The organism is Micromonospora parastrephiae (assembly GCF_016802865.1).
Classification (GTDB): domain Bacteria; phylum Actinomycetota; class Actinomycetes; order Mycobacteriales; family Micromonosporaceae; genus Micromonospora; species Micromonospora parastrephiae.
The window spans coordinates 1-11,458 of sequence record NZ_JAEVHM010000181.1; the positions used below are offsets into that span (position 1 = coordinate 1).

Here is an 11,458-nt window from a genome sequence, read left to right on the forward strand (position 1 = left end):
ACCCGGGTACGCGTGCCGCGCATCGGCGTCGACTCCACGCTCGCCGTGCTGGGCCTGGACGGCGCGGGCGCGCTGGTCCCGCCGGGCGACTTCGGCACGGCCGGCTGGTACGGCGGTGGCCCGGCCCCCGGCGACACCGGCCCGGCGGTGCTCGCCGGGCATCTGGACTCGCGGCGCGGCCCGGCGGTGTTCGCCCGCCTCGGTGAGCTGCGCCCCGGTGACCGGGTGGAGGTGTGGCGCGGCGGGCAGCGGCTGTCGTTCCGGGTGACCGGGTCGGTGCGTACCCGCAAGGACCGCTTCCCCACGGCGGCGGTCTACGGGCCGACGCCCGGCGCGGAGTTGCGCCTGGTCACGTGCGGGGGTGACTTCGACCGGCGACGCGGGCACTACACCGACAACGTGGTGGTGTTCGCGGTGGCCGAGGGGTGATCGACCCGGTCAGATCGGGCGGCGGCCGGCGAAGCCGCACTCGGCCCGGTGGTACCACCGCACGTCGGAGTCTCCCTCCAGCCAGCACCAGAGCACGGAACGGCCGGCCCGCTCACCGGGAAAGTCGAGCAGCACCGGCGCGATGCCCTTGACCTGGATGTCGTGCTGGTGCAGCTCGTCGACGACGGCGTGCAGGCGGGCCTCCAGCCCCTTCACCTCGGCCAGGCCGCCGAGGGCGCTGATGCCGTGGTCGGCCAGGTCGGCGCGCAGCTCGGCCAGGTCGGCCCGGACCCGGACCAGCTCGTCGACGCGCGGTTGCAGGGTGGCCACCAGGTGCCGGGCCTGGGCGAGTGTGAACACCGCGCCAGTATGCGGCACTCGCCGGGGCAGGTACGGCCCCGCGAGGCACACCATGGCGTCCCGGGATCAAGCTGTAGCTCGGGATGGGCAGGGCAGGGGATATCCGGTGTCGTTGCCCTCGGGTATACAGAGTGCTGCTCGTGGAGCAGCCCTAGTTTCTCGGGGGAATTTAGTTGGCGTCATGGAGGCTCACTGGCATGAGCGATGGTTTGTTCCTCACCAGCTCCCCGGCTCTTCGGTTCCTCTTCCGCTACCGGGATCTGGTCGCCGACACGCTGCCCGAACATCGCGCCGTCCTGCAGGAGCGGGGCTGGTGCTGGTGGGGATGGTGGAAGCGGCCCAACGAACCCGGTCGGCTGGAGATATGGCAGGCACTTGAACGGGAGACGCTCACCGAGCAACGGGTACTGATTGGACTGTTTCACTCCGGAACGGGCGCCGTGCATCCGGCGGTCGTCGAGCGGGTGATCGTGCCCCAGGCCGACGAGTTCGGCAACTTCACTTTTCTCAGTCCGCCCAGCGGGGAGCAGGACGGCGTTCCCCCTTACTACCGATCGAGTCGGCACAGTCGGGGATGGTTGCGGTTGGCGGCCCTTGCCGAGGAGCCAATCGAATTCTTCGGGCGGTTCTCCTTCGCCTCTGCGCCGCCGTTACCGCATCACCCGAAGAGCCAGCTCGAACGGTTGGTGGGCAAACGGATCCTGGACGCCGACGAGCTACGTGCGATGGACACAACCATCTGGGAAATCCGGCCGGCCCAGCCAGCTGATTCCAGCGAACGGTTTCTGACCGCGTCGCAGCGCCAGGACGGCGCGCTTTCCGCAGAACCAATCGCCTGCCCGGGGCCGTGGCTACTGCACCTCACCGATCCGCACTACGCGACCGGACGGTTCCGGCAGGAACATCAGTGGCGTTTGGAGACCGAAGACGGAGCGACACGCCCCACCATGGTCGACGCAATCTCGAACGCGTTGGCTCATCACCAGCGGTCCATCGGCGCGGTGCTCGTCACTGGCGATCTCACCTATGTCGCCGCTCCCGAGGAATTCGACGCGGCACGGGCGGGTCTCTTCAAGCTGACGAACGGACTGCTCGGGCTGGGTATGGAGCATCTCGTAGTCATTCCCGGCAATCATGACATAGCGTGGACGCGCGGTGAGTCTTATGAATACGGGGCACCGGTCGAGGTGGCACCGGCAGAGGCGACTGCCGGCTATCGAAAGTTCTTCCACGCACTCTTTGGATACCCGGCCTCAACCCACCTCTCCATGGCTCGCCGTTTTGTCTTTCCCGGTGGCAACCTCCTCGATATCGCCGCAGTCAACTCCAGCTCCCTAGAGCAGGGGCAGTCTTTCCTGGCCGGCATGGGCCGGGTGCAGGAGCCCGCATATCGCGAGGTGGCGAGCGCACTCACCTGGTCGAGCCCGGGATCAGCCCTACGAGTGCTCGCGCTGCACCATCATCTCGCGCTGACCGAAGACCTCGAATCACCTGACGAGTACGCCACCGGTTTCGGGATCGCGATCGATGCGCCCAGGATCCAGCGCATGGGTGCGCGTGATGGTGTACACCTCGTGGTACACGGCCACAAGCATCGTGCGTTCGTCTGGCGCGCCGAGGCGTACCACCTCCCGGAGTACAGCAACGAGCGCTGGGAGTTGGGACGCTTCAACATTGTTGGCGGCGGGAGCAGCGGCTCGAGCTCGTCAGACGGGCGGCGTAACTTTTTCAATCTGATCAGGGTCGTGGGTTCCGTTGTGGAGTTGGAAATGTATCGGAGTCAACAGCAAGGCGCGTTCGAGCGCTTCATGACCTGGCGGGCGCCGTTGACCACCGGGGCAGACGGCCGACTGGAGATCGCTCCCTGGCAGGTCGTTCCTCATGACTGACAAACGCCCGATCGTGAACGCACTCGTCCTCGACATGGACAACACGTTGTACGACTGGGTGGCGTACTTCGTGCCTGCGGTCCGAGCGATGGTGACGGTGGCTGCCAAGCTTTTGGCCGTGTCCGAGGACGAGTTGCGGGGCGACCTCCGGTTCGTGCACCGCACTCACGGCAACACCGAGCACCCCTTCGCGTTGCTTGAGACCGCAGCCGTCGAGCGACAAATGCCTGCGATGAGCCAACGGGCACGACACGAGCATCTGCTGCCGGCCTTCGCCGCCTTCAACGAAGTCAGGCGAAACCATCTTCGCCTCTACCAGGGCGTAGAAAGTACTCTCCGAGCCGTCAAGGCCACGGGTTGTCGCATAGTGGGCCACACCGAGGCCAAGGACGTGAACATCAGCAGCCGAGCACGGGCTCTCGGATTGGAATCGATGCTGGAAGCGGTCTACGCGCCCCGGTTTGTCGGGCCGCCGCACCCGCTGGGCGTCGATCGGCGGTCGACTCCAGCCGCGATCGAGGTTTGCGTTCTCCCGCCGACAGCACGCAAACCCAACCCGGACATTGCCCGGCGAATCGCTGAGCAGCTCAACGTTCCGCCCGCCCGCTGCCTGTATGTGGGTGACAACCTGAGCAAGGACGTGGTGATGGCCAAGCGAGCGGGAATGCTCGCAGCGTGGGCGCGCTACGGCACACACCACGACCCCGAGCTTTGGCGCGACTTGGTGGCGCTGTCCCATTGGGAGGCTACGGCCGTCAGTGCGGCGGAGAGCACAGGCGACGACTCGACACGGTTTGCGCCAGACGTCACGCTTGACGCCTTCTACGAGTTACTGGACCACTACGCGTTCGCCCCAGATCCCCAGTCAAGGCAATCTCAGATGGCGTCCGACTGCCTGGCAACTGGTCCGACAGAGTGAGCGAAGCCGCGGAGGGCCGACCGTGAGGCCGGCCACCCGCTCCTCCGGCTCACACCGCCCATGTTGTCGTCGTGCTCAAGGAGCAGTTGGTCATCCAATAGCACCGCGTCAGTCGGCCTGGGCGGCCAGCTCGCGGGCGCGGTCCCGGGCAGCCTCCAGCGCGGCGAGCAGCGCCGCCCGGACGCCGTGCTTCTCCAGCTCACGGATCGCGGAGATGGTGGTGCCGGCCGGCGAGGTGACCGCCTCGCGCAGCTTGACCGGGTGCTCGCCGGAGTCGCGCAGCATCACCGCGGAGCCGATGGCGGTCTGCACGATCAGCTCGTGCGCCACCTGCCGGGGCAGGCCGAGCAGGATGCCCGCGTCGATCATGGCTTCAACCAGCAGGTAGAAGTAGGCCGGGCCGGAACCGGAGAGCGCCGTGACCGCGTCCTGCTGCGACTCGGGCACCCGGAGCGTCTGCCCGAGGGGCTTGAACATCTCTTCGGCCAGCGCCAGGTGCGCTCCGGTGGCGTACGCGCCCGCGGAGATCGCGGTCATCGCCTCGTCGACCAGCGCCGGGGTGTTGGTCATGACCCGGACCACCGGGGTGCCCTCGGGCAGCCGCCGGTTGAAGAAGCTGGTGGGCAGCCCGGCGCAGAGCGAGATGACGAGCTTGTCGGCCGGCACCTTGGGGCCGATCTCGTCGAGCAGCGCGGCGGCGTCCTGCGGTTTCACCGACACCGCGAGCACCGCCGCCTCGTCCACGGCGGTGAGATTGTCGACCACCCGTACGCCGTAGCGGGCGGCCAGTTCCTCGGCGCGCGCCGGTCGGCGGGCGGTGGCCAGCAGCCGGTCCACCGGCCATCCCGAGCGCAGCAGCCCGGAGAGCATCAACTCACCGATCTTGCCCGCGCCGATCACCGCGACCGTGTGCACTTCGGCTGACATCTGGGCCGTACCCCCTCGCGTCGGGTCGCGGCGCGGCGGGCCCGCAGGCCCGCCGCGCGTCGACCGTCGATCAGCTGCCGAAGAAGACCTCGGCCTCGGCGTACCGCTCCAGCGGCACGGTCTTCAGCTCGCGGGTGGCCTCCGCGAGCGGCACCCGGACGATGTCGGTGCTCTGCATCGCGACCATCTTGCCCCAGTCGCCGTCGTTGACCGCGTCGATGGCCTGCAGGCCCAGGCGGGTGGCGAGCACCCGGTCGAAGGCGGTCGGGGTGCCACCGCGCTGGATGTGACCCAGCACCACCGTGCGGGCCTCCTTGCCGGTCTTGGCCTCCAGCTGCTCGGCCAGCCACTGGCCGATGCCGCCGAGGCGGACGTGGCCGAACGAGTCCAGCTCCTGGTTGGCGAGCACCATCTGGCCGTCCAGCGGCTGCGCGCCCTCGGCGACCACCACGATCGGGGCGTACTGGTGCTGGAAGCGCTTCTCGACGTAGCCGGCCACCTGGTCGACGTCGAACTGCCGCTCGGGCAGCAGGATCACGTTGGCGCCGCCGGCCAGGCCGGCGTGCAGGGCGATCCAGCCGGCGTGCCGGCCCATCACCTCGACGACCAGGGTGCGGTGGTGGCTCTCCGCCGTGGTGTGCAGGCGGTCGATGGCCTCCATCGCGATGTTGACCGCGGTGTCGAAGCCGAAGGTGTAGTCGGTGGCGCCCAGGTCGTTGTCGATCGTCTTCGGCACGCCGACCACGTGCACGCCCAGCTCGTAGAGCTTGGTGGCGACGCCGAGGGTGTCCTCGCCGCCGATCGCGATCAGCGCGTCCACGCCCTGCGAGGCGAGGTTGTCCTTGATCCGCTCGACGCCGTTCTCGATCTTGAACGGGTTGGTCCGGGACGAGCCGAGGATGGTGCCGCCGCGGGGCAGGATGCCGCGGACGTCGGCGATGTCCAGGGGACGGGACAGACCCTCCAGCGGGCCCTTCCAACCGTCCCGGAAGCCCACGAACTCGTGACCGTAAGTGGCGACGCCCTTGCGGACCACCGCCCGGATGACCGCATTGAGACCCGGGCAGTCGCCGCCGCCGGTGAGCACGCCGATACGCATGATCCGCTCATCCTCCTGGAGCATCAGGTAAAGCCCGATAAGCCCCAGGATATGTGTCAGATCAGACCATCGGCGCCGTTGCCGGCCCGGGGCGGGCCGTCACTGCGCACTGTAGTCGGCCTGCCGGTGCGACGACAGCGCGCCCCGGTCACCGGCGCGGTCAGTAGGCCACCTCGTGGTTCTCGCCGACCTTCGGTGGCCGGCCGGTGACCGCGGCCTTCGCGTAGCCCAGCAGGTTGACCACCGTGCTGTTCGGCGAGTCCCAGTACTCGGCGGAGCTGGCGTGCACCTTGATCAGGGTCAGCCCCGGGGTGTCCAGCCCGTCCGGGAACCACGCGGTGAGCAGCGGGTTCCACAACCGCTCGGCGCGGGACGGGTCGAACCCCTCGGTGGCCGTGCCGGAGATCGACACCCAGGCGTGGTGCCGCTGGTCGGAGAAGGCGACGTTGACCTCCGGGTTCACCCGGATCTGACGAACCTTGGCCGAGTCCGCGGAGGCGAAGAACCACAGGTCGCCGTCGAACTCGGCCTCCTGGAGGCCCATCGGCCGGCTCACCTGCCGCCCGTCCAGGGCGATCGTGGTGAGCATGCAGATCCGCGCTTCGCGGGCCAGCTCGGTGACCCGGCCGCGGGCCTCGGCGGCAGTGGTCGGCTCGTTGCTCATGGCACTCTCCCTCGGCTCGGCTCGCCGAAACGGTGCCCGGGACAGAACCGGTCAAACCTCCAAAGGTACGACCACTGTCAGCGGGTCGTCATCGCCCGCCAGCGGGCCAGGTTGTGCCGGGCGTCGACCAGGGCGTCATGCCGGGCCGCGTCCGCGTCCGGCAGGGTCGGTCGGCCACGGTCGTCCCAGAGCTGCCGCAGCTCCTTGGTGAACCGGGGAATCTCCCGGGGCAGCGCCGGCATCGCACCCCAGAGCTGGGCCAGCACCACGTGGTCGTACGCGGCGTACCAGGCCCACAACTCCAACTGCTCCCCCGGCCGGTCCCGGATCGGCGCCATGAGGAAGTCGTACAGGTCGTCGCGGATGCGCTCCCGCGAGCGCCAGGCCCGGTCGGCCGGCGAGGGCAGCTTGTCCAGCACGTTGCGCCGCACCCAGGGCACGGCGCGGGAATCGTCGAACTCGGTGGAGACCGCGTAGAACTCGCGGCCGTACTCGTCGACGACACCGATCGACACGAGGTCGACGAGCCGGCCGTCCTCGATGAACTCGCAGTCGTAGAAGTAGCGGTAGACCATTCCGGCCATCCTCGCCCACCGCCTTCCGGCGGTGGGCGGCGGGGCCGCCCGACCGCTCGTCGGAGGTCGGCGACGAGGGGGGTACGCCGCAGCTCGCGACGGTCACGGAAGTGCTTCGAGGGGTGTACAGCAAGCGACCGGACCGTCATGATCTGATGTGTACCGCTACCGGACGCCGAACCGGTGTCAGTTCACCTTGTCAGGGCCATCAGGTTCACCCGGTGAGCGAGTGTGTGGTCCATGACCGGGGAGGGGTTGGGCCGTGGAGATGCGCCTGCCGGAGCCGGGTGACGCGCTCACGGGTGTCGAGATGTTCGCCGGGCTGGAGCCTGAGGTGCGGCAGCGCGTCATCGCCGCCGCCGTTCCGCGCACCTACCGCAAGGGTCAACTGCTCTTCGTCGAGAACGACCCGGGCGAGTCGCTGATCGTGCTGCGCCGAGGCGCGGTCGCCGTCTTCCGTACCGCGCCCACCGGGGAACGGGCCGTGCTGTCGGTCATCCGTCCGCCGGACGTGCTCGGCGAGGTCTCCCTGCTCGACGCGTCCACCCGGTCCGCCTCGGCCGAGGCCATCGAGGACTGCGCGGCGCTCGCGCTCTCCCGTGGGGCGTTCATGGAGCTGGTGCACTCCAACCCCCGCATCCTGGACGCGGTGATGCGCTCACTGGGCGGGCTGATCCGCCGGCTCACCGAGCAGAACGCCGACCACGTCTTCCTCGACCTGCCCGGCCGGGTGGCCAAGACGCTGGTCCGGTTGGCCGGCGAGAGCCAGGCGCCGATGATCACGATCGAGCTCAACCAGAGCCAGCTGGCCGAGATGGCCGGCGGCTCCCGGCAGAGCGTCAACCAGGCGATCGGGTCGTTCGCCAGTCGCGGTTGGCTGCGCACCGAGGGGCGCCGGATCGTGGTGACCGACGTGGCCGCGTTGCGCCGACGCGCCGGTATGAACGACCGCTGACCCACCGGCACAGGCATGACGCGGCCGGGCCGCCCGTCGGCGACCCGGCCGCGTCGACGCGTCACCGGCGCTGGTTCACACCCCGGAGCTGCCCGGGCCGGCCCACTTGTCCGGGCCCTTGCCGTCACCGCCCGGGCCGTGGGACTGCTCGCTGACGATGCCCTCGGCCTGGAGCGTGGCGAGCGTGGCGGCGTCGACGTCCACCGACTCGCCCGCGGAGTGGCTGACACCGTTGCCGTCGGTCCAGTCGCTTTCCAGCTTGACGTACACCATTGACCTGTCCCCCTCTGGTCGCTGATCGCATGTGGCTGACTGAATGTAGTCCGCTTCCGCCCTGATGGACTGTCCACAAGCCAACAGGCCGGTACCTGACAGGTTCGCCGACAGCGATACTCCTTTCAGGCGGCGCCGGTGGGCGTCGACCGGTTTCGCCAGTGGAGGATGTCATCGCCGCGCAGTGTGAGCGCTGTGGACGTACGGCCGCCGACGGCGACCGCTTCTGCGGTGGCTGCGGCGCCGAACTGGGTGCGGTCTGCCCGCACTGCCTGCGCCCGCTCGCCTCCGACGTCACGTTCTGCACCTCGTGCGGGTCGCCCCGGCCGGGCGCGGACCGGCCCGCCGCGGTCACCCCGCAGGAGGACCGCCGCCGGGTGAGCGTCCTCTTCGTCGACCTGATCGACTTCACCCCGTACGTCGAGCGGGCCGACCCGGAGCAGGTCCGCGGCATGCAGACCGGGTTCTTCTCCGCCGCCCGGCGGGTGGTCGGCCAGTACGGCGGGGTGGTGGAGAAGTACATCGGCGACGCGGTGATGGCGCTCTTCGGCGCTCCCGTCGCCACCGAGACGGACGCGCTGCGCTGCGTACGGGCCGGGCTGGAGCTGCAACGGGTGCTCACCCGGTTCGCGCCGACCGGGAGCACCGAGCTGCGGTTCCGGGTGGGGGTGGCCACCGGCGAGGCGTTGGTCGACGTGGCCGCGGCCCGCGACGGCGGGCAGGCGATCGTGGCGGGGGACGTGGTGAACACCGCCTCCCGGATGCAGTCCGTCGCGCCGCCGGGCGGGGTGCTGGTGTGCGGCACCACGCACGCGCTGACCAAGGACGCGATCCGCTACGAGGAGCAGCCACCGGTCACCCTGCGCGGCCGCTCCTCGCCGACCGAGGTGTGGCTCGCCCTGTCCCCGCTGCGGCGCCAGCCCACCGACCGGGAACCGGACACGACGCCGTTGGTCGACCGGGAACACGAGCTGGGCATGCTGGTCAACGCCCTGCACCGGTCTCTGCGGGACCGGCTGCCGCAGGTGGTGACCATCTTCGGTCGGGCCGGCATCGGCAAGAGCCGCCTGCTGCGCGAGTTGTACCGGCACACCGGTCGGCTGGTCGACGAGCCGTTGACCTGGCGCACCGGGCGCTGCCCGCCGTTCGGGGAGAACGTCACGTTCGCCGCGCTCGCCGACATCGTCAAGTCCGAGGCCGGCATCCTGGACACCGACCCGGCGGCCAGCGCGGCGCAGCGGCTGGCCGCCGCCGTCGGCGAGCTGATCGGCCCGGGTGAACGGGACCGGGTGGTGGACGCGCTGCGCCCGCTGGTCGGGTTGCCCGGCACGCCGCTGCCGGCCGAGGAGGCGGAGTCGGCGTGGCGGCGGTTCCTGCTGGCGCTGGCCGCCCGCCGTCCCACCGTGCTGGTCTTCGAGGACCTGCACTGGGCCGACGACGCGATGCTGCGCTTCGTGGAGCTGCTCGGGGCGGCGGCCCGCGAGGTGCCGCTGCTGCTGCTGTGCACCGCCCGCCCCGAGCTGGTCGACCGGGACCCGAGCTGGGCCGGCACCATCACCGGCTCGGTGACGATCACCCTGCCGCCGCTGCGGGACACCGGGATCGCCGCGCTGTACGCGCACATGTTCGGTCAGGCGGCGTTCTCCGCCGACATGTTGAGCCCGCTGATCGAGGTGGCCGGCGGCAACCCGCTCTACGCCCACGAGTACGTCCGGATGTTGATCGAGCAGGGCGCGCTGCGCCAGTCCGGGCGGGGCTGGTCACTGGACAAGCACCTCGAACTGACCATGCCGGAGAGCGTGCACGCGGTGATCGCCAACCGGGTGGACCTGCTCGACGCGAAGGACCGGGCGGTGCTGCTGGCCGCGTCGGTGGTTGGCGTGCAGTTCTGGCCCGGCGCGGTGGCCGCCGCGCTGGGTCAGCAGGTCGAGTCGGTCGAGCGCGCGCTGCGCCGGCTGGAGCAGCGTGACTTCGTGCACGAGCAGGCGGCGTCGACGATGGCCGGGCAGGCGGAGTTCCGGTTCCGGCACGTGCTGGTGCGCGACGTGTGCTACCAGCGGCTGCCGCGCACCGAGCGGGTGGCCCGCCACGAACGGGCGGCGGACTGGCTCGACGCGTTGTCGCACAGCCGCGACACCGACCTGGCCGAGGTGCTCGCCCACCATCGCTGGGCGGCCCACGAGATCGCCCGCTCCCTCGGCATGGAGATCCGCCGGTACGCCGCGCCGGCCCGGCAGGCGCTGCACCGCGCGGCCCGCCGGGCGTACGCGCTGCACGGGCTGGACGCGGCGGCCGCCCACGCGGGTCGGGCGCTCGGCCTGGCCGACGACAGCGACCCGGTCGGCCGGCTCCAACTGGAGCTGCTGAGCACCGAGATCTCGTTCTACCGCGACGGCAACGCGTTCCTTTCCGGTGGCGGCCCGGAGCAGGTGCACGCGCTCGCCGACCGGATGTTGGCGCACGGCGACAACGCCTGCGCGGCGCGGGCGTGGACGCTGCTCGGCCAGGCCGCCTGGCTGCGCGCCGACCGCGGTGACGCCCTGGCCTGCCTGGACCGGGCCGTGCAGCTGTTCGAGTCGCTGCCGGACACCCCGCAGAAGGCGGACGCGTACGCCGAGCTGGGCCGGCTGCACATGCTCAACTACGAGCGCGACCCGGCCGTGGCGGCGGCGGAGATCGCCGCGGAGATCGCCGAACGGCTGGGCCTGACCGAGACGCGCACCAACGCCCGGATCACCGCCGCGACCGCCCGCTACCAGTCCGGGGACCGGGTCGGTCTGGACGAGCTGCACGCGATCGTCGAGTTCAGCCGTGCCGGTCAGCTGCTGGCGCTGCCCCGCGCCACGCAGAACCTTGCCTGGGCGATCCGGGAGGAGGGCGACTGGTTGCGCTCCGACGCCCTGCTCTCGGCCGCGCCGGCGCGTACCGCCAGCGGTCAGACGTTGACCACCAGCTACTCGGCCGAGGCGATGCGCGCCTGGTTCGAGGGCGACTTCGGCCGGCTGCTCACCGCGGCGGAGGCGTTCGTGGACACGCCGACCGGGAGTTGGGACATGCAGGTGCGGGGGCTGCGCTGCTGCCTGCTGGTGCTGCGCGACGACGACGATCCGGCCGACCTGGATGACGCCCTGGACACCGCGCGGCGCAGCGGGTTCCACCGGCTGCACTGGACGATGTTGGGCATGGCCGCGCTGTGCCGGGCGTTGCAGGGTCGCGCCGACGAGGCGGCGGAGCTGATCGACGAGCTGGACCGGTCCTGGTCGGCGGTGCCGGCCCTCGCCAGCGGGGAGTGGATCGCGGCAGCCGCGTACGCCGCAGCCCTCGCCGGCCGGGACGCGGCGGTGCGGGTCCGGGCGATGCTGGGCCGG

Annotated in this window: 11 protein-coding genes; 5 read left to right on the forward strand and 6 right to left on the reverse strand. The window is 70.6% G+C overall.

Annotation, left to right across the window (positions count from 1 at the left end):
* Positions 1 to 429: class F sortase (locus JNW91_RS25530; protein ID WP_203177922.1), on the forward strand; the 429-nt coding region annotated here is incomplete at its 5' end.
* A gap of 9 nt (positions 430 to 438) precedes the next feature.
* On the opposite strand, the gene JNW91_RS25535 is transcribed toward JNW91_RS25530, so the two are convergent.
* Complete coding sequence (locus JNW91_RS25535; protein ID WP_309244483.1) at positions 439 to 789, reverse strand: DUF2203 domain-containing protein; 351 nt, start codon at positions 787 to 789, stop codon at positions 439 to 441.
* A gap of 197 nt (positions 790 to 986) precedes the next feature.
* Between JNW91_RS25535 and JNW91_RS25540 the strand changes: the two genes are divergently transcribed.
* Both JNW91_RS25540 and JNW91_RS25545 read left to right on the forward strand, forming a co-directional pair.
* Positions 987 to 2,678 (forward strand): metallophosphoesterase family protein, encoded by a 1,692-nt coding sequence (locus tag JNW91_RS25540; protein WP_203177924.1) that lies wholly within the window; start codon positions 987 to 989, stop codon positions 2,676 to 2,678.
* Positions 2,671 to 3,597, forward strand: a complete 927-nt coding sequence (locus tag JNW91_RS25545; protein ID WP_203177925.1) for an HAD family hydrolase — start codon at positions 2,671 to 2,673, stop codon at positions 3,595 to 3,597. Before JNW91_RS25540 ends, JNW91_RS25545 begins: the two co-directional genes overlap by 8 nt.
* Positions 3,598 to 3,705: 108 nt before the next feature.
* Here the strand turns inward: JNW91_RS25545 and proC are convergent, their stop codons facing one another.
* The 4 genes from proC to JNW91_RS25565 all read right to left on the reverse strand — a co-directional run bounded on the left by proC (position 3,706) and on the right by JNW91_RS25565 (position 6,862).
* Positions 3,706 to 4,524: a pyrroline-5-carboxylate reductase gene (proC, locus tag JNW91_RS25550; protein WP_203177926.1), complete on the reverse strand. Its 819-nt coding sequence runs from the start codon at positions 4,522 to 4,524 to the stop codon at positions 3,706 to 3,708.
* A 70-nt stretch (positions 4,525 to 4,594) separates the two neighbouring features.
* The gene (locus tag JNW91_RS25555) at positions 4,595 to 5,623 is read right to left on the reverse strand and encodes a 6-phosphofructokinase (protein ID WP_203177929.1); all 1,029 of its coding nucleotides are present in this window, start codon (positions 5,621 to 5,623) and stop codon (positions 4,595 to 4,597) included.
* Between the two features lie 160 nt (positions 5,624 to 5,783).
* Positions 5,784 to 6,287 carry a pyridoxamine 5'-phosphate oxidase family protein gene (locus JNW91_RS25560; protein WP_203177927.1) on the reverse strand — a complete coding sequence of 168 codons (504 nt, stop codon included), beginning with the start codon at positions 6,285 to 6,287 and terminating at the stop codon, positions 5,784 to 5,786.
* A gap of 77 nt (positions 6,288 to 6,364) precedes the next feature.
* Positions 6,365 to 6,862: a polyadenylate-specific 3'-exoribonuclease AS gene (locus JNW91_RS25565; RefSeq protein WP_203177930.1), complete on the reverse strand. Its 498-nt coding sequence runs from the start codon at positions 6,860 to 6,862 to the stop codon at positions 6,365 to 6,367.
* A 262-nt stretch (positions 6,863 to 7,124) separates the two neighbouring features.
* On the opposite strand from JNW91_RS25565, the gene JNW91_RS25570 reads away from it, so the two are divergent.
* Entirely contained in the window at positions 7,125 to 7,817 is a 693-nt protein-coding gene (locus tag JNW91_RS25570; protein ID WP_007463121.1) for a Crp/Fnr family transcriptional regulator, read from the forward strand.
* A 75-nt stretch (positions 7,818 to 7,892) separates the two neighbouring features.
* Here the strand turns inward: JNW91_RS25570 and JNW91_RS25575 are convergent, their stop codons facing one another.
* Positions 7,893 to 8,090 carry a hypothetical protein gene (locus tag JNW91_RS25575; RefSeq protein ID WP_139584492.1) on the reverse strand — a complete coding sequence of 66 codons (198 nt, stop codon included), beginning with the start codon at positions 8,088 to 8,090 and terminating at the stop codon, positions 7,893 to 7,895.
* A 161-nt stretch (positions 8,091 to 8,251) separates the two neighbouring features.
* Here JNW91_RS25575 and JNW91_RS25580 point away from each other — a divergent pair.
* A partial coding sequence (locus JNW91_RS25580; protein WP_203177928.1) for an adenylate/guanylate cyclase domain-containing protein occupies positions 8,252 to 11,458 on the forward strand: 3,207 nt, incomplete at its 3' end.

What these genes read in the sequence shown, in the direction of transcription:
- JNW91_RS25540 (WP_203177924.1), top strand. Translation starts at nt 987, where the DNA reads ATGAGCGATGGTTTGTTCCTCACCAGCTCCCCGGCTCTTCGGTTCCTC.
- JNW91_RS25545 (WP_203177925.1), top strand. Translation starts at nt 2,671, where the DNA reads ATGACTGACAAACGCCCGATCGTGAACGCACTCGTCCTCGACATGGAC.
- proC (WP_203177926.1), bottom strand. Translation starts at nt 4,524, where the DNA reads ATGTCAGCCGAAGTGCACACGGTCGCGGTGATCGGCGCGGGCAAGATC.
- JNW91_RS25555 (WP_203177929.1), bottom strand. Translation starts at nt 5,623, where the DNA reads ATGCGTATCGGCGTGCTCACCGGCGGCGGCGACTGCCCGGGTCTCAAT.
- JNW91_RS25560 (WP_203177927.1), bottom strand. Translation starts at nt 6,287, where the DNA reads ATGAGCAACGAGCCGACCACTGCCGCCGAGGCCCGCGGCCGGGTCACC.
- JNW91_RS25565 (WP_203177930.1), bottom strand. Translation starts at nt 6,862, where the DNA reads ATGGTCTACCGCTACTTCTACGACTGCGAGTTCATCGAGGACGGCCGG.
- JNW91_RS25575 (WP_139584492.1), bottom strand. Translation starts at nt 8,090, where the DNA reads ATGGTGTACGTCAAGCTGGAAAGCGACTGGACCGACGGCAACGGTGTC.